The sequence below is a fragment of the Sphingobium xanthum genome (genome assembly GCF_019737615.1).
GTDB classification, from domain to species: domain Bacteria; phylum Pseudomonadota; class Alphaproteobacteria; order Sphingomonadales; family Sphingomonadaceae; genus Sphingobium; species Sphingobium xanthum.
In genome coordinates this window covers 527,822-551,563 of sequence record NZ_JAHKKS010000001.1, presented here as the reverse complement: position 1 = coordinate 551,563, position 23,742 = coordinate 527,822, and the positions used below count along the sequence as shown (strand labels likewise).

The window sequence follows — 23,742 nt, the reverse complement described above, 5'->3', positions numbered from 1 at the left end:
GGTCGCACTATGCCGTCCGATCTATCGGCAAACCAGCCCGGGGAGCTTGACCAAGTCGGCATAGCAGATTGACCTCGCGCCATACTGGGAGCGCCGGACCAGGAGCGGCAACGCATTGACCGCGCGCCCTTTAGCGGCAAGGAGGGAGGCAATCACGCAACCGAGGAGCGACGACCCGTGTCCAAAGTCTGGCTAGGCCTTGCCGTCGTCTCGGCGGTCGCCCTGTCCTTCACGGCGATCGCGCAGAACGAGACCGGCGGTCCGGACCTGTCGCAGGACCCGCAATGGCAGAACCAGCAGATGCTCGCGCTCGCCAAGCTGCGCTGGCAGGACGGCTGGCGCGTGCTGCCCGGCGGGCTGCGCTGGCGGCCGATCAGCGGCGACGGCTCCGGCCGGCATCCGACCGTGAGCGACGTCGTCACGCTTCATTATGAAGGCAGGCTGGTCGACGGCACAGTGTTCGACAGCAGCTATGCGCGCGGCGAGCCGGCGACTTTTCCGCTCGGCCGGCTGATCAAGGCCTGGCAGATGGCCGTGCCGCAGATGGGCGTGGGCGACACGATCGAGATCGCCGTCCCGGCCGACCTCGGCTATGGCCCGCGCGGCAAGGACGAGATCCCGGGCAATGCGACGATGTTCTTCAAGATTGAGCTGCTGGCGATCCGCTGACGGGATCCGTGAAGCCCGAGTGATCCGGAGTCAGCTCTCGGCGATGGCCGGCTTGACGCCGGGGGCTTCCGCGCCCTCCAGATCGTCCACGCCGACCAGCGCGCGGCCGGCCGTCTCGGGCAGCAGGAAGGTCGCGAGGATCGAGCAGCAGGTCGCCCCGATCGCGAACATCGCCATGGACGCGCTCAGCGCGACGCCGGTCGCCGCAACCATCGCGACGGCGGTGAAGAAGACCGCGCTCCCCGCCCGGCCGAAATTATAGGCGAAGGCCTGGCCCGTGCCGCGCATCTCCGTCGGGAAAAGTTCGGTGAAGTAAGGCCCGAAGGAGGCATAGGAGCCGAACTGGAAGAAGCCATAGACGAAACCCGCCGCCATCAGCGCCGGTACGCTCGAGCCGAGCGGCGCGAACAGATAGAAGGAACAGGTCAGGATGAAGCCGACCCCGAACAGGCGGAACACCATGCGGCGGCCGATCCGGTCGCTGACATAGGCATTTGTGAGAAAACCGAAGAAGCCGCCGGCGCTGTTGAACAGAACGCAGAAGCCTGCCGTCGCCATCGACAGGCCACGCTCGGTCGTCAGGAACGAGGTCAGGAAATTGGCGATGGAAAAGCCCGCCCCCTGAACGCCCAGCGCCAGCAGGGCTGCGAAGATGGTGGTGCGCAGGATATTGGGCTTGAAGATGTCCGAGAGGCGCGTGTGTCGGCCAAGCTCGCGGTTACGCTTCGCGGCCGCCTTGAAGACCTCGCTGTCGTCCGAATCCCGACGCACGAAGAAGATCAGGACGGCCGGCGCGATGCCTACCCAGAAGACGATCCGCCAGCCGAGCTCGGGATCGAACATGGCCGCGAACGGCCCGGCTAGCAGCGCCGCGATGCCCGCGCCCACTGCCGCGCCGCTCTGCACGGTGCCGAGCGCCTTGCCGCGATGCTTCGGGTTGATCATCTCGCCGAGCAGGACGGCACCCACGGCCCATTCCGCGCCGAAGCCGATGCCCTGCAGCACGCGCAGGATGAGGAGCTGCTCATAATTCTGCGCGAAACCGGACGCGAAGGCGAAGAACGAGAACCAGGCGATGGTGATCTGCAGGATACGCGCGCGGCCATAGCGGTCACACAGCCAGCCACCGAGCCAGCCGCCGATCGCCGCGGCGAAGAAGTTGGCGCTGGCGATGCTGGTGGCTTGCGTCAGCGTGAGGCCGAGGCCGACCATCAGCAGCGGGATCAGGAAGGAGTAGACCACGGAATCGACCGAATCCATCGTCCAGCCGGCAAAGCATGTCCAGAAGACGCGCCGCGTCTTCTTGTCCGCTTCCCTGTACCACTGCGTCATGACGTGCGACCCTCCCAGTCTCTTTCCGGCAGGCTTTTCTTCAGCCGGAAAGCGCGGCGACCCTGCGCCCGGCCGCCCGCCGCCCGCTTGCTCAAACCGGCACGAGAAGTTGTTGCGGGTTTCGACGACCGCTGGCGCTGCCTTTCGGATGCGCGGGGACCATGGAACACGCCATGAGAGGCAGCGCGAGGCCGTCAGTCGTGCGTGACGGCCATCACGAAGTCGCTGACCAGCGGGCCGAGCGTATCGTCCGCCGTACCGATCGCCATCACTGGCGACACATGATTATGGCCCGGCAGCCAGTGGATGCGCGGAATATCGCCGCGCGCCTTGCCGAACGCACCGACAAGCAGCGCGGCCTGTCGCCGGAAATCGATGCCATCGAGTTCGGAAACGGCGAAGCAGAGCGGCACATTGGTGACGACCAGACCCTGGATCGTCGAGCAATCCGGATAGCGCGTCGTATCCGTGCCGTAATAAGCCAGATGATAGGCATTCGGTGACGCGGTCGAGAGCTCGTAGGTGCCCGAGACCAGGATCGCGCCGGCCACGCCGACGCCGTTAGCCGGGTGAAGCTGCGGCAAGGCCAGATAGGTTGCGATATGCGCCGCGCCGGCCGATTGGCCCATGACGATGATCCGCCCGGGATCGCCGCCATAGTCCGCGATATTCTCGCGCAGCCACGCAATCGCCGCCCCGACATCCTCGCCGCCGGCGGGCCACATATGATCGGGCGCGAGGCGATAGTTGATCGTCACGCCGATCCAGCCCTGATTGGCCGCGAACAGTCCGACATTCTCGTAGAAAGGAAGCTTGGGCAGGCTCTTGTCGCCCATCACATAACCGCCGCCATGGACGAAGACGAGCACCGGCTCGTTCTCGGCATCGGGCCGGCGGAAGATATCGAGGCAATGACGCGGATGGGGACCATAAGCCAGATCGCGCACGATCTCGGGCTCGTCGCCGGGCGCGTTATATGCGGCAACGAAATGCCTCTGCGTGCGCTCGATCAGTCCATATGACAGCTCGCAGCCCAATGATTTCAGAAGCTTGCGAGTCCGTGCCTGCATATCGTGCCCCTCGTACATCTGTCGTGCGATGCGGCACCTCCCACACGCCGCCAGACTTGCCTGTCACGTCCGCGCTTATGTCGCGCAATCCGTCAGACGACCATGAAACTTTCGGCGCGACCGGGCAAGCAACGCAATCACAGGACAAGCAAATAGTTTGACCGGGCGCGCGCGCCTGTGGCAAGCGCCGGAAACGCGGACATGCGCGGGTGTAGCTCAATGGTAGAGCAGAAGCTTCCCAAGCTTACGACGAGGGTTCGATTCCCTTCACCCGCTCCATCCCCGCGCCACCATCACCGACAATCCAGGAGGACTCGCCGGATCCGCGTCGAGGAGCGATCCTGCTATCGTTGACTTTGTCCAATGCGGACGCCAAAGCCGGACGGGACCCCAGGCTGAGAGATCGAAGGAACGATGATGAGGATCGCCGGGGGCAAGCGAAGTGCGCTCTATTTCGTGCTCGTCACGATCTTCATCGATGCGATGAGCTTCGGCCTCGCCAATCCGGTGCTACCGCGCCTGATCATGGACATCGGCAAGGTCGATGTCAGCCAGGCCATCGCAATCACGGGCGCGATGACGGTGACGCTCGCCAGCCTGCAATTCTTCATGGGGCCGCTGCTCGGCAATCTTTCCGACCGATACGGACGGCGGCCGATCCTGCTCGTCGCGCTCGCGGGTCTTGCCGGCAACTATGTGCTGATGGCCATGGCGGACAGTATTGCCCTGCTCTTTGTGGGGCAGATGCTCGCGGGCATCTTCGGCGGCACGATCGGCACCTGCCAGGCGGCCATCGCCGACCTCACCGCCAAGGAGGACCGCGCGCATAATTTCGGCCTGATCGGCGCGGCCTTCGGACTCGGCTTCATCGTCGGCCCGGCGCTCGGCGGCCTGCTCGGCGAATTCGGTCAGCGCATGCCGTTCATCGCGGCGGCCATCCTCACCTTCATCAGCTTCGCCTTCGGCTATTTCAAGTTCCCGGACACACTCCGCCCGGAGGATCGCCGCGCATTCAACTGGCGGCGGGCCAATCCGCTCGGCGCCTGGCAATCGATGCGTTCCATGCCGGGCATGGGGCCGGCCATCCTCGTCATCATGCTCTGGAACATCGCGGGCGCGGTCTATCCGCTGACCTGGGCTTATTACGGCATTGCGCGGTTCAACTGGTCGAACGGCATGATCGGGCTGTCCCTCGCTATCGTCGGCTTCGTGACGGCGATCAGCCAGGCCTTCGTCACTGGCCGCTTCGTGCGCCGCTATGGCGAGCGCAAGGCAGTGATCATCGGAATGGCGGGCGGCATCCTGACGCATCTTGGCTATGCCTTTGCCACGCAGAGCTGGGTCGCGTTCGTCTTCCTGATCGGTTTCATTCCGCAATCGCTGGTCGGCCCGGCGCTGATGGCGATCGTATCCAGCCGGGCAAGCGCGGATCGTCAGGGCGAAGTGCAGGGCATGGCGGCCATGGCGCAAGGCATTGGCGGCATCGTCGCGCCGCTGCTGATCACGCCGGCCATGTCCTATTTCACGTCGCCCGTCGCGCCGTTCCAGTTTGCCGGAGCCGGCTTCATCGTCGCCGTGATGTTCGCGCTGGTCGCGTTCGGCCGGTTCATGAGCCTGCCACGCAGTACGGTGAATGCCAGCAAGCTGGAGCCGGCGCCGCTCATTCACTAGATCGCGGTTCGGGCCTGCGGATGCGGGAGGGCCTCCGCAGGCCCCGGCACCGCGCTTATCCCACCGTCACAGTGCCATAACGATAGCCGCGCTCGGCCATCTCACGGACATAGTGGGTGCGTTCATGCGAAAGTTCGTGGCGAAATTCATCCCACACCTCGCGGACATCCTCGGTATCGCTGGCGCCGCGCAGATCGCTGGCCAGTTCCTTGCGCGCCTCGTTCACATTGGCGCGATAATTGAACCAGAAGCGGTTCTCGACACCGCCGATCGGGCTGACGATGATCTGCCGCTCTTCTTGGCGCGCCATGCGCTCCTCGTCAGTCACGATACGGCTGTTGATGGCGCTGACGGCACCGGTGGCGGCGCTCAGGGTCAGCGCGGAAAAGATGATTGCCTTGAACATTTGTTGTCTCCTTCCAGGCGAGGTGACATGATCCTCGCTCGGTCTGACAACGAACGGCGCCGCGGTTTACATCCCAAAAAAGTCGATTTTTTCTCAGCGGCGCCAGCCTGAATCGCGAGCTTTTTGCTCATCCACATCATCAAGAGCGCCATTCAAGGCCATGTTTTGACTGGCTTCCATGATATCACGACCGGCGGAACCGGCTTGACGATATTGTCCCTGGACCGTGCCTGCGCCGCGACGGGATTGCAGGCGCTCGATCGCCCATCCTGTACCATTATGGCACGCAATGCCGGCGGCCGCGGTTTCCTCGAAGCTGCGGCAGTAGCGCCCGGCGCGATCCTCGAAGCTGAGCAGGATGCGCACATCCTTGCCTTGCTGATCGGAGGCGAGCTGAGTGGTCAGCGCCGTATCGAGCGCGCCACTCGCAATGAGCTGACCGTCTTCCTCGGCGATCGTCCCGCCGTTCTCGCCGCGTGGTATCTGCGTGCCGAGCACCAGGCCCAGCGCCAGCGATACCGCCAGCGCGCCACCCGTCATCCAGCGCCGCTGCGGCGCCATAGCCGGCTTCGCAGCTTCGCGCGCGCGCCGGACGGCAGCGAGATCGACGACCTTGTTTTCATCATCGCGCGTGCCGAGCAACGCAGTGAGCTGCTTCGGCACCGGCGCATCCAGCATCGGCGCGAAATGGGCACGCAGCTGATCGCGCAATGCCCGGTGCGCCTCGATCTGCTCGACGATCGAAGGATCGGTTTCCATCGCTGCCTCGACCTGCGCGGCCTCCTCCGGACCCAGCTCCCCATCCGCATAAGCCGCGATCTTTTCGGGATCGATCGTCATGCCGCTTCTCCCAATATCTGCTGCAGCGCGTCCCGCCCGCGGATCAGCCGCGAGGTGAGCGTGCCGATCGGGCAGCCGACGATATCCGCCGCCTCGCGATAGCCATAGCCCTCGACCATGACGAGCAGGATTGCCTCGCGCTGCTCGTCCGGCAGGGTGGAAAGCGCGCGGTCGACCATGGAGAGCTCGACACGTGCCTCCTGCTCGCCGGCCATGCCGACGTCCAGACCTTCCTCCTCATGGGCGAAGGTCCTGGCCCGGCGGCTGCCGGCGCGCGTCTCGTCGATCCAGATATTGCGCATGATCCTGTACATCCAGCTGTCGAGCCGCGTGCCTTCCGCCCACTGGTCGCGGGACTTGAGCGCGCGCTCGATGGTCATCTGGCAAAGGTCGTCACCGGCGGCGACGTCACGCGCCAGCCCCGCCGCAAACCGGCGCAGCCGGGGCAGCAGAGCCACGATGCCGTCCTCAAATGCCGAACTCAGAGCCTTTGCCCTTTCTCGTGGATGAAACGAGTGGCCTCGCGCGTTTCATCCATACATAGTTGTCGAAGTTGCAAAAAGGCATTCGCACGATGCGCCGCTATCTGGCTCCCCTGTTTCTGATCGGCCTCGGCACCAGCGCGCTCGCGCAGATCGGACTTCCGCAGACCGGCCCGGTCGTCGGCGGCGGCGTGGTGGAGACGATCGGCGGCACCGTCGACCGGACTTTGGCGCGCACGCGCGACCTCGATCTGACAGCTCCAGTCCGATCGGTCGCGCAGCTCGCGCGCGATCGGGTGCAGCGCATCCAGCGGCTCGTGCGCGCCAATCCCGAGCGGATCGAGCTGGATGATCAGGGCGAACCGGCGCGACGTGGCATCGTGCTGCTGCTCGATACGGATGCCGCTTCGCTCGATGCCGCGCGCAAGCTCGGCTTCACGGCACGGACGGTCGATGGGCTGGACGAATTGGGCATCGGCGCGGTGGAACTGACAGCGCCGTCCGGCATGCCTCTCTCTCGCGCGCTCCAGCAATTGCGCGGCGCCTTGCCCGGCAAGACGCTGAGCGCCGATGTGCTGCATTTCGAAGGCGCATCGGCAGCGCGTGCCTCATCCGGTGGCGCGAAGGTGATCGGTCGCCCCATCGGCACTGCCGTCGGCATCATAGACGGCGGCGTTGGTCCCGCCGTCTCGGTGATCGAGCAAACGGGCTTCGCGACCGGCGCGCCCTCCCCGAGCGATCACGGCACCGCCGTCGCCGGGCTGCTGCGGGACGCCGGGGTCCGCTCCCTCTATGCGGCTGATGTCTATGGTCGCGATCCTGCGGGCGGCGGCGCCCTCGCCATTGCCCGTGCGCTCAACTGGCTGGCAGGCAAGAAGGTGCGCGTCGTCTCGATGAGCCTGGTCGGGCCGCGCAATCCTCTGCTTGAGCGCGCGCTTGCAACGCTCTCGGGGCGCGGCACCGTCATTCTCGCAGCCGTCGGCAATGACGGCCCCTCTGCCCCACCCGCTTATCCCGCCTCCTATCCGGCCGTGCTTGCCATCACCGGTGTCGATGGCCGCAATCGCGCGCTGATCGAGGCCGGGCGCGCGCTGCATCTCGACTATGCCGCGCCGGGCGCGGACATCAGAGCGCTGAATGCCAAGGGCGCAGCGCGATCGGTGCGCGGCACGTCGTTCGCCGTTCCGATGGCCGCCGCCCGCGCCGCTGCCGCTATCGATGCCGGAAGGCCGGTGCGCGCGACGCTCGATGCCGAGGCGCGCGATCTGGGCAGAAAAGGGCCTGACAACCAGTTTGGGCGCGGCCTTCTCTGCGGAAATTGCGGCCGCTGACGAAAAAATCGTCGAACCATGGATGAAAGCGAAAAGCCCCATCGTTTGTGTTCATGAGAGCGCCGAAACGGCGTTCCGAGGACAGACGAAAGGAATTCATCATGAAGGCACTTCTGACCACGGCGGCCGCGATCGCACTCGCCGTTTCTCCGGCTTCGGCGCAGCTGTTGGGCGGCGGCGGCCTGGGCGGCTCGCTCGGCGGCACCATCGGGGGCACGCTGGGTGGCGCCGGTTCGCTTGGCGGCGCGGGCTCGATCGGTGACACCGGCTCACGCCTCGGTGGTATGACCGAAGGCACGCTGCGCGGTCGCGGCGAAACCAGCGGCAGCCAGCGCGTTGATCGCAAGAGCGGCACTGTCTCGGCCGATCGCTCGGTCGCAGGTTCGCTCGATGGCGCCGTCAGCCAGACCATCGACAGGCCCCGTCGCTCGGTGGAGGCCAGCGGCTCGGGCAATGCATCGGGCAGCGCCGGTGCCGGCGGCTCCGCGCAGCTTGTCGGCACGGATGCCGTGCGCGACACGGTCGGCAGCACCCGCTCGACCGTTCGCGAGACGGCAGGCAGCGCCCGTTCCACGGTCCGCTCGACCGCTGACTATGCGGGCACAACCGCACGCGGCACCGTCGATGGTGCCCGCAGCACAGCCGTGAACGGCGTCGCCATGGCGCGCGGCGCGGCCGAGGCTTCGACCGCCAATGCCGTCTCGGCCACCAGCAACCAACTCGCCATCGCGGGCAGTGCCGCCGCCAGTGCGACCGGCGCCGTCGCGGTCGAGCCGGGCATGCTCGTCCAGTCCGCCAAGGGCCGCACGATCGGCACGGTCCACGATGTCGTCACGGACTCGCGCGGCCGCGTCCAGGCGCTGGTCGTCGAAGCCGATGACCGCCTCGCCCGCATTCCGGCCGGCAATTTCTCCGGCAATGGCGAAGTGCTGTTCACCGGCATGAGCAAAGGCGAGATCAAGCAGGCCAGCAAGAGCCAAGCCGACGAACAGCCGGCGAGCTGACACCCTCCCACTCCCACAGCTCGCCTTGGCGGCCCGGCATCGCAAGACGATGCCGGGCCTTGGCATTTGTGGAGCAATCGCTTCCTGTCCGTTCCCCGGCGAAGGCCGGGGTCCATGCCTATACGATACGCGTGCGGTAGCGCGCATTCGTCGCTTCGCGCCGAGTCTGGACCCCGGCCTCGGCGTAGCCGAGTTTATCCTAAGCGCCTGCCTTGGCAGGCAGTCGAAGGGCCGGGGAACGGCTGTAAGTGCAAGCCCGCTAAATCCCGCCCTCGACCGTCGCGAAGCCCGCAGCCTCAAGCGCCGCCGCCAGATCGGCCGCGCAGGCATCGAGCCGGCTCTGGTCGGTCGAGCGGATCACGAAATTGGCGCCGGTCTTGCCCTCTCGGAAGAAGGGATAGCTGCCAATCTGGCAGCCCTCATGGGATTTCTCCTGCGCGCGCAGCAGGTCCGCGATCTCGCTCTCCGCCGCCCAGGAGCCGATCGTGCGCGACACCAAGGGATCGCCGCCTTCCAGCGAGCCGGTCAGCGCGTCCAGCATGCCGGCCGTGATGTGCGGCACGCCGGCCATGATGTAGAGATTGCCCATGCGGATGCCCGGCGCGCCCGAATAGCTGTTCGGGATCAGATCGGCGCCCGCGGGCACGCGCGCCATGCGCAGCCGCGCCTCGTTGAGACCGCCGCGCGGCGCGTAATAAGCATCGAGGATCGCCCGCGCATCGGGGTGGATCACTACTTCCACGCCGAGCGCCTGCGCGATCGCATCGACCGTGATGTCGTCATGCGTCGGGCCGATCCCGCCGGTGGTGAACACATAGTCGTAGCGCGCGCGCAATGCATCGACCGCTGCCACGATCGCGTCCGTATCGTCGCCGATGATGCGAACTTCCGTCAGGCGGATGCCCTGCACGTTCAGCCAGGTGCCGATCTGCGCGACATTCTTGTCCTGGGTTCGGCCCGAGAGGATCTCGTCGCCGATGACAATGATACCTGCCGTCCAAACCCGCTCGGTCATGAACCTTGTCTCTCCATGCGCACCCACCCTCCCTGCCTAGCCGTCATCGCGCGGCGCGCCAAGCCGGGCTGCGCCAAAGCGCGAACCATCGCGCAACCGGCACGGCTTCTTGCGTGAAACGAACTCAGCCCTCCCCCGCCGCTCGCCGCTCGATCAGGACCTTGAGCCGGGAAAAGCGTTCGGGCGGAAGAAGTTCGGCGGGATTGTAGGTGGTTTCGAAATGCGGAATGTCGGCGGGCAGTGCCGTCCAGGGCATTTTGTGTGCCACGAAGATGACGGCATCGGGCCGGAGTTGCCCCGGATCGTCGAGCGTGCCGACGCGAAGGCCCAGCCCCAGCCGGCCAAGGCGCGGATAGAAGCTCCACATCGCCGTGCCGCAGACAGTGCAGCGACAGATGACATGATCGCCCCCGCTGCCGGCCTTGACGACATGCTCGCCGAGTACGCCTTCGAGCAAGGTCAGCGCCTCGCTTTCGAGGAAAGCATTGACGACGGACGTCGATCCCGTCTGCCGCTGATACAGCGTGCAATGGCAATTGTTCACGAAGATAGGGGGTGCATCGATGCGATAGCGCACCGCGCCACAGCCGCAGCCACCCGTCATGTCCACCACGTCACTCATCGTCCTGTCCCCCAGTTCAGCCGCAACCCCCTCGCCATCGGGCCGCGAAACGCCTATATCGCCCCTATGACGACCTATATGACACCGACGGCGGAAACCGCCACCGTCCGCACGTCCGCGATCAAGCTTCACGGGCCGGAGGGCTTTGCGGGCATGCGCAAGGCCGGCGCGCTCGCCGCGTCGATCCTGGATGCGGTCGCCGAAATTGTGCGTCCGGGCATCCCGACATCGCAGATCGACGATTTCGTGCGCCAGATGATGCTGGACGCAGGCGCGGTCCCCGCGACGCTCGGCTATCATGGTTATCAGTATAGCTGCTGCATCAGCCTCAACAACGTCATCTGCCACGGCATGCCGGGCGACAAGGCGCTGCGCGAGGGCGACATCCTCAATGTCGATGTGACGCCGCTGGTCGATGGCTGGCATGGCGACACGAGCCGCATGTATCTGGTCGGCGACGTGCCCATCAAGGCGCGGCGTCTCGTCGATGTGACCTATGAATGCCTGATGCTGGGTATCGAACAGGCCAAGCCAGGCAACACGCTCGGCGATGTCGGTTATGCGATCCAGACTCATGCCGAGCGGCATCGCTATGGCGTGGTGCGCGATTTCTGCGGCCATGGCCTCGGCCGCGTCTTCCATGACGCGCCGGAGGTCGTCCATGTCGGCCGCCCCGGTACCGGCCCGGAGTTGCGCCCCGGCATGATCTTCACGATCGAACCGATGATCAACGGCGGCAAGCCCGGCGTGAAGATGCTGGAAGACGGCTGGACGGCGGTCACGCGCGACCGCGCGCTCTCCGCGCAATTCGAGCATTCGATCGGCATCACCGAGACCGGCTGCGAAATTTTCACGCTGAGCCCGAAGGGGCTGCATCGACCGCCTTATTGAGGCGCCACTAGGTGATAAGTTCTGCCTAAATTTTAGGCAAATTCACCTCAAAATGCCTGAAATCCGGGCAATATCGACAATCCTCCGCAAAGCCGCCAATGCTTGGCTGGTGATTCGCGAGCCGGCGCTGTAGCGTTTAGCCGTGCGCGGTCGTGCGCATCGACGAAGCCTTGGTTCGGGCGAGTCGATGGCGGCGTCTCCGGGGCTTCCCCGCCGCGCTTCACGCGAAGCAAAGGGGTGCGTTGGAAATGAAAAAGGTCGAAGCAATCATCAAGCCCTTCAAGCTCGATGACGTGAAGGAAGCGCTGCACGAAGTGGGCGTCTCCGGCATCACCGTGACCGAGGCCAAGGGCTTCGGACGGCAGAAGGGCCACACCGAACTATATCGCGGCGCCGAATATGTCGTCGACTTCCTGCCGAAGGTGAAGCTCGAAGTGGTGGTCGAGGACGGCATCGTCGAGCGCGTGGTCGAGGCGATCTCGGGCGCCGCGCGCACCGGCCGCATCGGCGACGGCAAGATTTTTGTCATCCCGGTCGAGAAGGCGGTCCGCATCCGCACCGGTGAGCTGGACGAAGCCGCCATCTGATTTTCCCGCAGTCGCAACACTCATAGACAAGAGAAGGTACGCTCGACATGGCCAACAGCCCCAAAGACATTCTCAAGATGATCGAGGAAAAGGAGATCGAGTGGGTCGATCTTCGCTTCACCGATCCCAAGGGCAAGTGGCAGCACTTGACTATGGTCTCCACGGTCCTCGGCGAGGATGAGCTGGAAGAGGGCCTGATGTTCGACGGCAGCTCGATCGAGGGCTGGAAGGCCATCAACGAGTCCGACATGATCCTCAAGCCGGATCTGGACGCAGTGTATGTCGATCCGTTCAGCGCCACACCGATGCTGATCCTGTTCTGCAACATCGTCGAGCCATCGACGGGCGAACTCTATGGCCGCGACCCGCGCTCGACCGCCGTGCGCGCCGAGGCCTATGTGAAGGCCGCCGGTTTCGGCGACACCGTCTATGTCGGCCCGGAAGCCGAGTTCTTCATGTTCGACGACGTGCGCTTCAACAACGACTACAACGAGTCCTTCTACAAGATCGACGACATCGAGCTGCCGACCAACACCGGCAAGGAATATGAAGGCGGCAACCTCGCGCACCGTCCGCGCGCCAAGGGCGGCTATTTCCCCGTCGCGCCGGTCGATCCCTGCACGGACATCCGCGCCGAGATGGTCTCGACCATGCTCGAAATGGGCCTGCCCTGCGACAAGCACCACCATGAGGTGGCCGCTGCCCAGCATGAGCTCGGCCTCACCTTCGGTACGCTGGTCACCACCGCCGACCGCATGCAGATCTATAAGTATGTCGTGATGATGGTCGCGCAGGCCTATGGCAAGACGGCGACGTTCATGCCCAAGCCCATCGCGCAGGACAACGGATCGGGCATGCACACCCACATCTCGATCTGGGACAAGGGCAATCCGCTGTTCGCCGGCAATGGCTATGCGGGCCTCAGCGACATGTGCCTCTACTTCATCGGCGGCGTCATCAAGCACGCCAAGGCGCTCAACGCCTTCACCAACCCGACGACCAACAGCTACAAGCGTCTGGTCCCGGGCTTCGAGGCGCCGGTGCTCCTTGCCTACTCCGCGCGCAACCGCTCGGCTTCCTGCCGTATTCCCTACGGCTCGGGCGCCAAGGCGAAGCGCGTCGAGTTCCGCTTCCCGGACGCGATGGCCAATCCCTATCTCTGCTATTCGGCGCTGCTGATGGCAGGCCTCGACGGCATCGAGAACAAGATCCACCCCGGCGAGGCGATGGACAAGAATCTCTACGATCTGCCGCCCGAGGAACTGAGCCAGGTGCCGACCGTCTGCGGTTCGCTCCGAGAGGCGCTCAACAGCTTGGAAGCCGATCACGACTTCCTGCTCAAGGGCGACGTCTTCTCCAAGGACCAGATCGACGCCTATATCGAACTCAAGTGGCCGGAAGTGTATCGCTGGGAAATGGCACCCAGCCCGGTCGAGTTCGACATGTACTACAGCGCCTGATCCTCAGCGATCAGTCGAGAGACAGAAAGGGCGTCCGGAGCGATCCGGGCGCCTTTTTCTTCGGGTATCAATTCCGGAACACCATCACCGGAAAGGTTAACACGCCAACGACCGGGCGCCCCTGCTTATCCGTCGCCGGCTTTGCCAGAACGCGCCCAAACAATGGCTTGCAACCAAGAGCTTCCAGTTTGGCAGCGTTGCTCTCGCTCAGCAGAGCGCAGCTGCCAACCTTGCCCTGCAGGTCAATGGCCACCTTGAAGCGTAGATTGACGTTGACCCCGCCCGCGGCGCGCGCGATCTCATAGACTTGCGAGTTGCTCAGCCATCGCTCGGGGTCCGAGAGCGGGACTGCAGGCATACCGCCCGGCTCGAACTGCGCAGGATCGGCGCCGAGGGCAATCAACTGCTCGGCAATGCAAGCATGGATTGCCTGGACCCCCGCGTGCATTCCGCCAGATGCCAGCGGGCCGATGCTCCCACTCTTGAACCGCACGCTGAACGCCGGCGCCTCCGCCAAGGCAATCGCATCTCCCAGCGTGAGACTGCTCAGGGTGACTGCATTCGGTAGCTCACCTGAAAGTCGACGCGGAAATCCCGTCACCGCCACCGCCGTTTTTGCTTCAGACACGATTTCCGCCGGAAAAGCCTGGCTTCCGCCCAGTCCTTTCGGCCAGCGCGGCATTTCCTTCGCCGCGATGACCAGCCGGAGTCCCCCGCCCGGTTCGCCTTCGAGCATGAGGAAGCGTGCGACTTCACCGGTAGCCATGCCCGACACCGCGCATCGCTCTGCGGAGTTATGGCTTTGCCAGTCGCCCTCGCCACCTGCAGCATGACCTGCGTGGGGCGTTAGGCCGACAAGCGTCAGACCCATGAGAAGCCGAACCAGAAATCCTCTCGTCATCATCCCCCCGAGTACACGCACGCCTCGCTCAATAATCCTTCGACACCCGCGCCGCCACACTTTGCCGCCCGACTGTCGAGACGCTGGAGAGCAGCGAAAGCCAGCGCGTGATCTGATATTCGACGCGGGTCGCGCTATAGCCCTGCCCGTCGGTGATCAGCTCCACATAGAGATCGTTGCCGATATTCTTGCCGGCCGCGACAGCTGTCTTGGCGCCTGTCGTCGGATCGGCGGCGATGATACGCAGGCGCGAGAGGCCGGTGGCGCGGCGCACGGCATTGATCGGATCGAGTCCGCCACCCCCACCCTGGAACGCCGCTACCGCCGAGGCGAGCTGGAGCGCTTCGGGAGCGGAGAGATTGGCGATCGACGTGCCGAAAAGCAGCCGCGCGAGCAGTTCATCCTGCGGCATTGCCGGGATGCTGGAGAAGGCAATGATCGGGCGCTGGCTGTTGCCCGTGACGGTGATCGTCGCACTCAGATCCTGCACGTCCGCGACCGCGCGGATATCGAGCAACGGATTGACAGGGCTGGAGCCGGTGAAGGTCAGGCGGCCCTCGCGCAGATCGAAGCGCTTGCCGGCAAAGTCATAAGTGCCGCGAATGAGCGTCGCCGTGCCCCGGAAGGACGGCGCCGTGACCAGTCCGCCGATCGTCACATTGGCCGACCACTCGCTCTGCATGCCGAGACCCTCGACCATCAGATCGTCCGGTACCCTTGCGCGCACATCCAGCCGCCAGGGGGCGAAGGCCGTGCGGCGCTCCACTTCTTCACCGGAGCGATTGATCTCGACAAGGCGGAGCTGCGGTATCTGCGTCGATGCGGCAGCGCGGCCAAGCACGAAACGGCTCTCTTCGACATCGAGATCGCCGGAAATCACACCGCCACTGCCCGAGGAGCGGATCTGCAGCGGCCCGGTCACGGTCGCGCCGACATCGTCACGATCGAGCAGAACGGCGCGCTCGGCCCGCAGATTGATATCCATGCCAATGCCGCGTTCGGCGGAAATATCGAAGGTCGCCGTCCCCGCGACCGAGCCATTGCCCGCTGTCCGCCCCTGAAGATCGTTGATCGTCAGCCGCGCGCCGCTGAAGGTGCCATGGGCCCTGACGCCGGTCAGCGACATGCCGGTCACCGAACTCGCGATACGCGCATTCTCCGCCGCTACCGTACCCTCAATTTGCGGATCGGACAGCGTGCCGCCGGCATTCGCGTTCACCTGCACCTGCCCGCCGAGCGTAACGATCTCGACATTGGTGAGGCGCCACAGGGTTTCGGCATCGCCTGCATATCGCAATTGCGCGCGGAGCGGCGCGCGGAACAGCCGCTCGCTGAGCGATCCGGAGCCGAGCGGCGCGACGAGCGCCTGCGCGCGGCCGATCACCGTACCGCCCTTGGCGAAGACCGCGCGAGCGGCAAGGCGCTGGCTATCGAGCACGGCATTGAGACCGATGTCGATCGGCGCAGAACTGAGCGCCAGGCCGGATCGTGTCAGTCCCTTGACCCGCAGGTTCATCTTGCCGCTCGGCACACCGCCGCGCGGCCAGTCGAACGCGAGCGTCCCGTCCGCCGTGCCACCAAGGCCGAGATCGCCGTTGGCGAGATCGAACAACGCCAGTGGCAGGCCCTGCATCTGTGCCTCCAAATGCGTCGCGGTCGCGCCGAACAGGCCGGCGAGCCGCACGCCGCCGCCCTGCATGCGCATGGTCACCGGTGCCAGCCGCCAGCCGTCGTCCTCGCGCGTCAGCACGGCCGATCGATCGAGCCGCAGGGCGCGCTGGTCGACCGATCCCTGCAAATCGATGCGGATACGGTTCTGCGTGATCGCCGCGCGCGACTGGAGATCGAACAGCCGCCCATTGCGCCCATTCATCGAGACGGTCGCCGACCCCTCGCCATTCATCAGATTGAGCGCCGCGGCGAACCGCCCGATCCGCAACGAGCCGACGCGCATGCCCCGTCCCTGCGCGCTGCCGACGATGGAGACCGCGCCCGGCCGCAGCAGGATGTCGCCGCGGATCGTGCCGCGATTGACCGTGATCGACGGCGAGCCTGTAAAGTTGGCGCCGCCCAGATCGACATTAAGCCCGAGCTTCTGCACGCCCTCCACTACGGAAAGCGCGATCTGCCCCTCCGCAGGCCCGGACAGGGTGAGCACACCCTCCAGTCCGCCGGCCATGGGCACCAGATTGCCCGCCACGACCACGTCGCTGACGCCCAGGCCCGTGATGGCGATGGTCGGCTGCCCACCGGGAGGCAGCAGGATCGCGCCATTGCCCTTGAACGGGCCGAGCATCGATCCGCCATCGACCGTCACGGCGTAGCCCTGCGCATCCGGGGTGAGACGCGCATGCACATTTGAGAGACGCAATGCCGGCAGCGGACTGTTCAGCACGAGATCGACCATCGGGCGATTTGGACTGCCCGTCAGCATGACGCGCAGTTGCCCGTAGGCGCGATGCCGCCCCGCCCCTTCGATCCGGAGCGTGCCCTTTGTATCGACGACGCCGCTCCCCGCAAGCGTCAGGCCCGGCGAGGCCAGCCGCAGATTGCGCAGCGCGATGCGGCCTTGCCCGGCCATGGCGAAGTCGCTGTTGATGATCGGCAGGCCTTCGCCAAGGCTGCGCAGGAAGCCGTTATCGAGCCGCCGCATCGTCGCGCGGCCGGAGCCGCTCACGCTGACGTCGCGCTGCGGCGCCTTGGCGAACCGCATCACCGCCGTCAGATCGAGCTGGCCAAGGCCGCGAAATTCGAGGCCAGTGAAGCCGCCCTTCAGATTGGCGGCGAAGTTGCCTGCCATGTCCGCCTGCCCGTCGAGCTGGCCGGTGAAACCGCTGGAGCGGATCGCCGTCGGCGCGAAGCGCAACCGGTTGCCGTCGCGCTCGATCCGCCCGTTGACCGAAAGGTTGCGCAGTCGCTCGTCGATCTGCGCGTTGCCGATCGCCAGCGAGCGCGCCGTGAGCCGGATGGGGAAGCTGCCCCTCTCACCAGCCAGCCGCCCCTCTCCCGCCAGCCGCAGATCGCGCAGCGCGATGCTGCCTTGCCGAAGATCGGGTGTGGTGAGCAGATAGCCGATCTCGAGATTGTCGAACGGCCCGGCAAGCCGCGCGCGAAGCAATACTGGCCTGCCGGTCAGTCCCGGCGCAAGGCGACCGGGCTGAGCGATCAGCGCATCGAGCCGCATCTCGTCGAGCCGGTTGCGTGCGAGATCGATGCCGCCAGTCGCCTTGAGCCGCAGCGCGGAAAGCCCAAGCGAGGCCGTGCCCTGCACCACCCGGCTCTCGAAGCGCAAATCGGCCTCGAGCAGGCCGCTGCCGTTGCCGAGGATAGTGAGCGGCCCGAGCAAGGCCAGCGGTCCGCGCGCCCGATAGCGCCCTTCCTCGACCGTCAGCGCAAGATTGGCGGCGACGTCGCGGCCATCGAGTGCGATGAAGCGGCCGCGCCAGCGGTGCCAGTCGCCATTGCCCCGGACAGTGAGACCCACCGGCCGTCCCGTCCTGGCCATGCTCGAGAGGATACCTCCCCTCGGCCCAGCAATGACGGCGTCGATGTCGAAGCGGCGGTCATCCGGCCGGCTGTCGAGCGCGATGCGGACGACATCGGCGGTGTCGGCAGACCAGGCCAGCAGATCGACGACGGCGCGGCCGGAGCGGATGTCGGCCTTGCCGACCGCGCGAACCGTCCGTCGCCCGCCCGCGATCCCGGCGCCGAGCCCGAGCCGGTCGATCTTCAACTCCGCGAGCCGAATGTCGAAGCCGGGCAGGATCGACTCCTTCGCTTCGGTCGGGCGGAATTGCGGCAAGCGCGTGAGATCGGCGGAATGGATGTGCAGCCGGTCGATATCGAGGCGGTTGGAAAGCCAGCCAAAGGGATACCAATTCAGATCGGCGCGGGCGATCCGTGCGAATTGCCCTCGCGGATCGGAAAACCTCACGTCGCGCAAGGTCATCGACTTGAAGACCCGCCCCTCGATCGACCCGACCGTGACGCGCAGGCCCGTCACCGGCTCCCATTGCGCGATCTGACGGATCAGGAAGCGATGCCCCGCCTGGCTGTCGATCCAGCGCGCGCCGCCCCAGATCGCCAGCAATAGCACGACAACCAGCGCCAGCAGCGAGAGGCCGAGCCACGATCGGCGCCGCTTGCGTGGCGCGGGAGCCGTTGGGGCGGACGCTGGCATGGGCTCGTCCGCCATCAGAAGGCCTGCCCCAGCGACACATAGACGCCGATCCGCGAATCCCCCGGCTGTGGGTTAAGCGGCGTGCCGACGTCGATGCGGATCGGCCCGAAATTGCTGTAATAGCGCAGGCCCAGCCCGGCCCCGACCCGCAACTCGCTCAGGCTCGGCCAGGGATCGGGGGAAATGGTGCCGGCGTCGATGAACGGCACGACGCCGAACTGGTTGAGGCTGCCGAAACGGAAGCGCGCCTCGAGTGCGAGTTCGCCCAGACTGCGGCCGCCCTCAGGCGTGTTGTTGAGGTCGCGAGGCCCGATCGCCTGATAACCATAGCCGCGCACCGAACCGCCACCGCCCGCATAGAAGCGCCGCGTGGGCGCGATGCGGTCGGCCGATGCGCCGACGATCGTGCCGAGCCGCACGCGGCCCGCTAGGGTCAGCCGGTCGCCCATCGGGAGGTAATAGCTGCCATCGACCTGAGCGCGTATATAGCTGAATACGCCTGACTGCAGGGAAAGCTCGGGCGAGATACGGCCGCCCAGCCGGAAGCCCTTGCGGGGATCGAGCAGATCGTCGCTTGCGTCATAGGTGATGCCGGTCGGCAGCGCCGCGATCACATAGGTGCGGCGCCGCGCGACCGGCGGGCTGCCATAATAATCCCGCTCGTCGCTGACGCGCAGCTCCGCGCCGAGCGACCAGGTCCAGTCCTTCTGGAAGATGATGTTGGTCTGCCGCTCGAAGCTGCCGGCAAGGCCCGCCGTGACCGCCTGATAGGCCGGCTGATCGACATTGGCGGCGCTCAGCTCGACGTTGAGCACGCGGTCGCGCCGGCCAAGATTGTTGCGACGGAAGGTCGCGGTCAGGCTCTGCTCCTGCGTGCCGATAACGCCGCGCAGAGTGATGCCACCTTCAGGAGGGAAGAAATTGCGATGCTGCCAGCTCGCCTCCACGCGCGCGCCCTCGCCCGTGCCGTAGCCGATCTCACCCGAGATGGTGCGCGGCGGCGCGGGCGCCATGCTGACGGCGAGATCGACCGTCTCGCTGTTCTTGCCTTCTTCGGGCGTGATCGTGACTTGCGAGACGAGCCCGGTCGCGATCAGCGCACGGTTGAGATCGGTGATGTCGCTCTGGTTATAGGGCTCGCCCGACCGGAAACGGCTGATGACGCCGACGTGGCGCGCATCGAACGGCGCTTCGGTATTGACCTTGATCTCGCCGAACCGCCGGAACCCGCCGGTCTCAACGCCGAGATTGAGCACCGCGTCGCGCTGCTGATGATCGACCGTGAGCACCGGCTCGCGCACGTCGGCAAAGGGATAGCCGCCTTCGCCCAGGCCGAGGCGCAGCTTGTCCGTCGCGGCAAGGATCGCATCCGTATCGGCCGGATCGCCCGCCTTCACCTCGAACAGCGCGCGCAGGTCCTGCCCCAGCGGACTGCTTCCGTCGAGACCATGCACATCGACCAGCCGCAACGCATAACGCGGGCCGGGATTGGCGCCGAGAATGGCGTTCACACTTGGATCCGTGCCCGGATCGACGCCGAAGCGCAGTCGCGTGTTGCTGTCATAATAGCCGCGCGAGCGCAGCAGCTCATCGACCAGATCAACGTCGCTCTGCCCGCGGCGGCGGATCTGCGCGATATTGGCGCGCTCGCCTTCGCCCTGCTTGAGGATGGAGAGCGCATCGAACCGGGTATGGAAGGTCGTATCGGCCGCGTCGCCCAGGCCGTCCAGCGTCGTGCGATAGCGCAGCGGGGCGCTCGGATCGAGCGAGACAAGCGCGTCACTGTCCGAAGGCGAGCGATCCTCGGCAAGCTGCTCCTCTTCGAGCAAAAGCGGCGGCAGCGTCGGGTCGGCCTCTCCCGCATCCTCTCCGGTGGCGGCGGCTTCCTCGGCGGCGGAGGGCAAGGGCGTTGCCGGCGCATCGAGATCGGGCCAGTCGAGACCGATATCGGGCATATCGCCGACGTCGAGCGGATCGGCCTGTTCGGCTGACGGCGGGCTGGCCAGTGTCTGTGCGTAAGGTGACGATAGCGGCAGCGGGAGCAGCGCGATCACAGCACTCCACAGCACTCTCCGGCCATGAGAGGGAGAGCAGCAAGAGCGCAACCGTCGCAACATGACTTCTGTCTATGGGTTCGCCGCCCGACTGCAAGCCGCATTCCGACAGTTGAGCCGGTTTTTAGGGCCGCAATGCAGGCATTTGCGGCGACTGGCGTGGATCGCGCCCTTGCCGGAGCGTCAGAAGGCGCGTTCGAGCCGAGTCAGCAGGTCGCGCGCGGGGTTGAGCGGCACGAGCCTCGTTCCGCGCGACCGTCCGAGCAGCTGGGACTCGAGGCGCGCGACACGATCATACAGATCCTCACTCGCCTCAATCAGCGTCTTCATGTCGAACGAGAAGCGATCGCCGATACCCGGCGCCGTGACCGCCGCGTCGCCCAGCCGATGGCGCTCCTCGCCGCGCACCGACTCCGGGAGCTCGCCGTTCAGGATGGCGCGTTGCGTCAGCAGCCAGGCGATGACGTGCATCAGGCGCGTCGTCACCTTGAGCGATTCGCAGGCGAATTCGACCCGATCGATCTGCGCAAGCAGCGCACGATGCTCCTCGGCGCGATGATCGAAGAACGACCGCGCTTCGTCGGCAAGCACCATGGCCTCGACATAAAGGCTGTCGATCAGCTTCCGGTCGAATTGGTTCAGCAGGGTTGTCGAGTCGCTCATCCCATTGTGCTGCCACAGAGCCGCACATGAGTCGCGCCGATTAACTTCGATTAAACCATGTCGGGCAGCCCGCCCGTAGCCCCGTATCAAAATGGATCAGAAAAGGGAGACCCGCAAGCGCCGCTCGACTCAGGCGATAATGTCCGGAATCAGGCTGTTTTCCAGCATTTGAATCTCATCGCGCAGGCGCAGTTTACGTTTCTTCATGCGGGCAAGCTGGAGCTGGTCTGGCTGGGACAACTGGCTGAGCGCGGTGATCGCGCAATCCAGGTCACGATGCTCGAGACGAAGAAGCTCCAGTCGCTGCTCGATTTCTTCGACCGACAACACCGACTCGAGTCCTCCAATGGCATGGTTGCGCGCGTATCATCGCATCGCGGCACGGGAGCCGCAACGGGCAAGCGGGTAACAAAAATTCGTGGTGAATAACTTTTCTTCCGGAAACCGGAAATCTCCGGCATGTCGCAGGGCAAGATTGTTTAACGATCGAACAAGATACCGCGCATCATGCCCCGCTTCGTCGCACGAACCGAAAATAGGCGCAGACAGCGATTCCGAAAAGTGATCTACTCTCCCTCCATTGTCGCAATGGCTAAGGAGGACAGTATGGACACAGGCCATGTTTCCGCACTTCACGCCAAACATGCCGGGCTCGAAGCCCGGATCCGGGACGAGATAGCGCGTCCAGCGCCCGACGACATTCTCGTCGCGACGCTCAAGAAGCAAAAGCTTCAGATCAAGCAGGAACTCGCGCAGTCAAGCGCCTGACAAAGCGTTGTCCGGGCATGTGAGCGCCGATCCGCGCAGCATGCCCGAAAACTCCACTGAGAGAGATTGACCGGCGCCGATGAGCGCAGCCCGCCCGCTTTGCGGGAAAATGCGATGTGTCGTCCAGTCCAGGTCGGAACCGTCCGCGGCACTTTCATGAGCGCGGCCGGAGTCCTTCGGGTGCTCGTGCGGGAGGCGCCTTCCGGCAAGGCGCGCGCCCGCAGGAGTTATCTTGTTCTTTCAGGCGATCTCGCGTCCGATCAGCATCGGCCCGACCTTGCGCGAGGAGCCGTCGAAGAAGCCGGCCTCGCCCGACCATTCCCTCGGGTTGCGAAAGGTTCCGAACAGCATGTCGAAGACCGGGATATCCCCGTAATTATAGGCGTGGAGCCCGCGCTCGTGATGCACCGAATGGCTCTCCGGCCGCGTCACGAAATAGCCGATCCAGCGCGGCGTGCGCATATTCAGATGCTGGAACATCGAGCAGAAGGTTGCCGCCACCGCGATGATCAGCGCCGCCTCCGCCGTGAGGCCGATGCCCAGCACCAGCGCGAAGCTGCCGAGCAGCGCCCAGCCGATCATGTCGAACGGATGGAAGTAGAACGCTCCCCAGATGTCCACGCGCTCGGCACTGTGATGCATCTGGTGGAACCAGCGCCAGATCGGCTGCACATTGTGCATCGTGCGATGCCAAGCATAGATCAGGAACTCGTAAAAGAAGAAGCCGACGGCGAGTTGCACCCAGAATGGCCAGGCGGACCCGTCGATCAGCTGATATTGTCCCAGCAGGCCGTCCCACAGCAGCGGCGCATAAGTCGCCACCGCGAAATAGGTCAGGGTGAAGGCAACGCCCTTGGCTCTCCACATCGGCACATCCGGAAAGCTGCGCGCCCGGATGACGAAATCGAGCAAGGCAAAGGCAACGAACATCGACAAAGCGATCAGGTGATAGACACCGACCATCCAACATCTCCCTGAAAATGGTTATGGCGGCCCTGTCGCATGCGTGCGCTGGCGCCGTATAGCATACTCGCGGTCGGTTTTCCTCCGGCCCGTCATGCGCTATGGATTTTCCCCGATCATCGCGGGGGAAGCGACCGATGAACGGCCAGGCACTCGGTAAAGGCGAACGGACGCGCGAGCGCATTCTCGACGCTGCTTACATTGCGATCATCCAGAAGGGATTTGCCGGCACGTCGATCGATGAGCTGGTCGAAATCTCCGGCATCACCAAGAGCGGCTTCTTCTATCATTTCAAGGACAAGGGAGATCTGGCGCGGCAGCTCCTCATCCGCTTCCTCGCGGAGGACGACGCAGTCATGGACGCCATGACGATCCGCGTGCAGGAGACGGTGGATGACCCACTGGAGCGGTTCGTCCATTTCATCGACCTCTATTGCGAGATGATGGACGAGATGCGGGAGCTTCATCCCGGCTGCCTCGTCGCAGCGATCGTCTATCAGGAGCAGGCGTTCGACCGCGAAGTCCGGCGACTGACGCGCGAGGCCGCCATTCGCTGGCGGGAGCGTTTCATCGGCTGGTTCGACATGATCGACACGCAATACCGTACCGTCATGGCAGTCGATCGCGCCGCGCTCGCCGACGGTTTCAGCGCCGTGGTCGAAGGGTCGATCGTGCTGGCCAAGGCCCTCGACGACCCGCATCTCATCGGCCGCCAGCTCCGCCTGTTCCGGGATATGGTAAAAGCGAGTTACGGCGTGGAATGGCGCGCCGCCGGGTCATCCCCGACGCATGATGTCCAGGCCGAGCCACAAGTTCCGCAGCCGAGCAACTGA

General features: G+C 65.2%; 22 protein-coding genes and 1 tRNA gene. 10 read left to right on the top strand and 13 right to left on the bottom strand.

Going from position 1 to position 23,742, the window contains the following annotated elements; translation table 11 throughout:
* Window positions 1-177 precede the first annotated feature (177 nt).
* Window positions 178-669 carry an FKBP-type peptidyl-prolyl cis-trans isomerase gene (locus KM135_RS02685; protein ID WP_221712358.1) on the top strand — a complete coding sequence of 164 codons (492 nt, stop codon included), beginning with the start codon at window positions 178-180 and terminating at the stop codon, window positions 667-669.
* Window positions 670-699: 30 nt separating this feature from the next.
* On the opposite strand, the gene KM135_RS02680 is transcribed toward KM135_RS02685, so the two are convergent.
* Window positions 700-2,001, bottom strand: a complete 1,302-nt coding sequence (locus tag KM135_RS02680) for an MFS transporter (protein ID WP_221712357.1) — start codon at window positions 1,999-2,001, stop codon at window positions 700-702.
* Window positions 2,002-2,195: 194 nt separating this feature from the next.
* The gene (locus KM135_RS02675) at window positions 2,196-3,071 is read right to left on the bottom strand and encodes an alpha/beta hydrolase (protein ID WP_221712356.1); all 876 of its coding nucleotides are present in this window, start codon (window positions 3,069-3,071) and stop codon (window positions 2,196-2,198) included.
* Window positions 3,072-3,276: 205 nt separating this feature from the next.
* Between KM135_RS02675 and KM135_RS02670 the strand changes: the two genes are divergently transcribed.
* Window positions 3,277-3,350: transfer RNA gene (locus KM135_RS02670), tRNA-Gly, on the top strand.
* 135 nt (window positions 3,351-3,485) lie between these two features.
* Window positions 3,486-4,742 (top strand): TCR/Tet family MFS transporter, encoded by a 1,257-nt coding sequence (locus KM135_RS02665; protein ID WP_246605666.1) that lies wholly within the window; start codon window positions 3,486-3,488, stop codon window positions 4,740-4,742.
* A gap of 55 nt (window positions 4,743-4,797) precedes the next feature.
* Here KM135_RS02665 and KM135_RS02660 read toward each other — a convergent pair whose 3' ends face one another.
* From KM135_RS02660 to KM135_RS02650, 3 genes are all read right to left on the bottom strand, one after another.
* Window positions 4,798-5,148, bottom strand: a complete 351-nt coding sequence (locus KM135_RS02660; RefSeq protein ID WP_221712355.1) for a hypothetical protein — start codon at window positions 5,146-5,148, stop codon at window positions 4,798-4,800.
* Between the two features lie 93 nt (window positions 5,149-5,241).
* Window positions 5,242-5,988 carry an anti-sigma factor family protein gene (locus KM135_RS02655; RefSeq protein ID WP_221712354.1) on the bottom strand — a complete coding sequence of 249 codons (747 nt, stop codon included), beginning with the start codon at window positions 5,986-5,988 and terminating at the stop codon, window positions 5,242-5,244.
* Entirely contained in the window at window positions 5,985-6,446 is a 462-nt protein-coding gene (locus tag KM135_RS02650) for an RNA polymerase sigma factor (protein ID WP_343228131.1), read from the bottom strand. Before KM135_RS02650 ends, KM135_RS02655 begins: the two co-directional genes overlap by 4 nt.
* Window positions 6,447-6,562: 116 nt before the next feature.
* Here KM135_RS02650 and KM135_RS02645 point away from each other — a divergent pair, with 116 nt between their 5' ends.
* Window positions 6,563-7,801, top strand: a complete 1,239-nt coding sequence (locus KM135_RS02645; protein WP_221712353.1) for a S8 family serine peptidase — start codon at window positions 6,563-6,565, stop codon at window positions 7,799-7,801.
* Window positions 7,802-7,902: 101 nt separating this feature from the next.
* Complete coding sequence (locus KM135_RS02640) at window positions 7,903-8,805, top strand: hypothetical protein (protein ID WP_221712352.1); 903 nt, start codon at window positions 7,903-7,905, stop codon at window positions 8,803-8,805.
* A 259-nt stretch (window positions 8,806-9,064) separates the two neighbouring features.
* Here KM135_RS02640 and KM135_RS02635 read toward each other — a convergent pair whose 3' ends face one another.
* Window positions 9,065-9,820 carry a competence/damage-inducible protein A gene (locus KM135_RS02635; RefSeq protein WP_221712350.1) on the bottom strand — a complete coding sequence of 252 codons (756 nt, stop codon included), beginning with the start codon at window positions 9,818-9,820 and terminating at the stop codon, window positions 9,065-9,067.
* A 124-nt stretch (window positions 9,821-9,944) separates the two neighbouring features.
* Window positions 9,945-10,442 (bottom strand): GFA family protein, encoded by a 498-nt coding sequence (locus KM135_RS02630; protein WP_246605665.1) that lies wholly within the window; start codon window positions 10,440-10,442, stop codon window positions 9,945-9,947.
* Window positions 10,443-10,508: 66 nt separating this feature from the next.
* On the opposite strand from KM135_RS02630, the gene map reads away from it, so the two are divergent.
* The 3 genes from map (at window position 10,509) to glnA (ending at window position 13,380) form a co-directional block, all read left to right on the top strand.
* Window positions 10,509-11,333, top strand: a complete 825-nt coding sequence (gene map, locus KM135_RS02625) for a type I methionyl aminopeptidase (RefSeq protein ID WP_221712349.1) — start codon at window positions 10,509-10,511, stop codon at window positions 11,331-11,333.
* 248 nt (window positions 11,334-11,581) lie between these two features.
* Complete coding sequence (locus KM135_RS02620; RefSeq protein WP_221712347.1) at window positions 11,582-11,920, top strand: P-II family nitrogen regulator; 339 nt, start codon at window positions 11,582-11,584, stop codon at window positions 11,918-11,920.
* Window positions 11,921-11,967: 47 nt separating this feature from the next.
* Window positions 11,968-13,380, top strand: a complete 1,413-nt coding sequence (glnA, locus tag KM135_RS02615) for a type I glutamate--ammonia ligase (RefSeq protein WP_221712345.1) — start codon at window positions 11,968-11,970, stop codon at window positions 13,378-13,380.
* A gap of 67 nt (window positions 13,381-13,447) precedes the next feature.
* Here glnA and KM135_RS02610 read toward each other — a convergent pair whose 3' ends face one another.
* The 5 genes from KM135_RS02610 to KM135_RS02590 all read right to left on the bottom strand — a co-directional run bounded on the left by KM135_RS02610 (window position 13,448) and on the right by KM135_RS02590 (window position 21,505).
* The gene (locus KM135_RS02610; protein WP_221712344.1) at window positions 13,448-14,146 is read right to left on the bottom strand and encodes a hypothetical protein; all 699 of its coding nucleotides are present in this window, start codon (window positions 14,144-14,146) and stop codon (window positions 13,448-13,450) included.
* Between the two features lie 163 nt (window positions 14,147-14,309).
* Window positions 14,310-18,461, bottom strand: a complete 4,152-nt coding sequence (locus KM135_RS02605; RefSeq protein ID WP_221712342.1) for a translocation/assembly module TamB domain-containing protein — start codon at window positions 18,459-18,461, stop codon at window positions 14,310-14,312.
* Between the two features lie 14 nt (window positions 18,462-18,475).
* Window positions 18,476-20,530, bottom strand: coding sequence for an autotransporter assembly complex protein TamA (locus tag KM135_RS02600; protein WP_343228130.1), 2,055 nt, complete (start codon window positions 20,528-20,530; stop codon window positions 18,476-18,478).
* 168 nt (window positions 20,531-20,698) lie between these two features.
* The gene (locus KM135_RS02595; protein WP_221712339.1) at window positions 20,699-21,178 is read right to left on the bottom strand and encodes a DUF1465 family protein; all 480 of its coding nucleotides are present in this window, start codon (window positions 21,176-21,178) and stop codon (window positions 20,699-20,701) included.
* 129 nt (window positions 21,179-21,307) lie between these two features.
* Window positions 21,308-21,505: a YdcH family protein gene (locus tag KM135_RS02590; RefSeq protein ID WP_221712524.1), complete on the bottom strand. Its 198-nt coding sequence runs from the start codon at window positions 21,503-21,505 to the stop codon at window positions 21,308-21,310.
* 279 nt (window positions 21,506-21,784) lie between these two features.
* On the opposite strand from KM135_RS02590, the gene KM135_RS02585 reads away from it, so the two are divergent.
* Window positions 21,785-21,946, top strand: a complete 162-nt coding sequence (locus tag KM135_RS02585; protein ID WP_221712523.1) for a YdcH family protein — start codon at window positions 21,785-21,787, stop codon at window positions 21,944-21,946.
* A 240-nt stretch (window positions 21,947-22,186) separates the two neighbouring features.
* Here KM135_RS02585 and KM135_RS02580 read toward each other — a convergent pair whose 3' ends face one another.
* Complete coding sequence (locus tag KM135_RS02580; RefSeq protein ID WP_221712337.1) at window positions 22,187-22,909, bottom strand: sterol desaturase family protein; 723 nt, start codon at window positions 22,907-22,909, stop codon at window positions 22,187-22,189.
* 137 nt (window positions 22,910-23,046) lie between these two features.
* On the opposite strand from KM135_RS02580, the gene KM135_RS02575 reads away from it, so the two are divergent.
* Window positions 23,047-23,742 (top strand): TetR/AcrR family transcriptional regulator, encoded by a 696-nt coding sequence (locus tag KM135_RS02575; RefSeq protein WP_221712335.1) that lies wholly within the window; start codon window positions 23,047-23,049, stop codon window positions 23,740-23,742.

What these genes read in the sequence shown, in the direction of transcription:
- glnA (WP_221712345.1), top strand. Translation starts at nt 11,968, where the DNA reads ATGGCCAACAGCCCCAAAGACATTCTCAAGATGATCGAGGAAAAGGAG.
- KM135_RS02645 (WP_221712353.1), top strand. Translation starts at nt 6,563, where the DNA reads ATGCGCCGCTATCTGGCTCCCCTGTTTCTGATCGGCCTCGGCACCAGC.
- KM135_RS02575 (WP_221712335.1), top strand. Translation starts at nt 23,047, where the DNA reads ATGAACGGCCAGGCACTCGGTAAAGGCGAACGGACGCGCGAGCGCATT.
- KM135_RS02630 (WP_246605665.1), bottom strand. Translation starts at nt 10,442, where the DNA reads ATGAGTGACGTGGTGGACATGACGGGTGGCTGCGGCTGTGGCGCGGTG.
- KM135_RS02655 (WP_221712354.1), bottom strand. Translation starts at nt 5,988, where the DNA reads ATGACGATCGATCCCGAAAAGATCGCGGCTTATGCGGATGGGGAGCTG.
- map (WP_221712349.1), top strand. Translation starts at nt 10,509, where the DNA reads ATGACGACCTATATGACACCGACGGCGGAAACCGCCACCGTCCGCACG.
- KM135_RS02595 (WP_221712339.1), bottom strand. Translation starts at nt 21,178, where the DNA reads ATGAGCGACTCGACAACCCTGCTGAACCAATTCGACCGGAAGCTGATC.
- KM135_RS02610 (WP_221712344.1), bottom strand. Translation starts at nt 14,146, where the DNA reads ATGGCTACCGGTGAAGTCGCACGCTTCCTCATGCTCGAAGGCGAACCG.
- KM135_RS02665 (WP_246605666.1), top strand. Translation starts at nt 3,486, where the DNA reads ATGATGAGGATCGCCGGGGGCAAGCGAAGTGCGCTCTATTTCGTGCTC.
- KM135_RS02660 (WP_221712355.1), bottom strand. Translation starts at nt 5,148, where the DNA reads ATGTTCAAGGCAATCATCTTTTCCGCGCTGACCCTGAGCGCCGCCACC.
- KM135_RS02605 (WP_221712342.1), bottom strand. Translation starts at nt 18,461, where the DNA reads ATGCCAGCGTCCGCCCCAACGGCTCCCGCGCCACGCAAGCGGCGCCGA.
- KM135_RS02680 (WP_221712357.1), bottom strand. Translation starts at nt 2,001, where the DNA reads ATGACGCAGTGGTACAGGGAAGCGGACAAGAAGACGCGGCGCGTCTTC.
- KM135_RS02640 (WP_221712352.1), top strand. Translation starts at nt 7,903, where the DNA reads ATGAAGGCACTTCTGACCACGGCGGCCGCGATCGCACTCGCCGTTTCT.
- KM135_RS02675 (WP_221712356.1), bottom strand. Translation starts at nt 3,071, where the DNA reads ATGCAGGCACGGACTCGCAAGCTTCTGAAATCATTGGGCTGCGAGCTG.
- KM135_RS02585 (WP_221712523.1), top strand. Translation starts at nt 21,785, where the DNA reads ATGGACACAGGCCATGTTTCCGCACTTCACGCCAAACATGCCGGGCTC.
- KM135_RS02635 (WP_221712350.1), bottom strand. Translation starts at nt 9,820, where the DNA reads ATGACCGAGCGGGTTTGGACGGCAGGTATCATTGTCATCGGCGACGAG.
- KM135_RS02620 (WP_221712347.1), top strand. Translation starts at nt 11,582, where the DNA reads ATGAAAAAGGTCGAAGCAATCATCAAGCCCTTCAAGCTCGATGACGTG.
- KM135_RS02580 (WP_221712337.1), bottom strand. Translation starts at nt 22,909, where the DNA reads ATGGTCGGTGTCTATCACCTGATCGCTTTGTCGATGTTCGTTGCCTTT.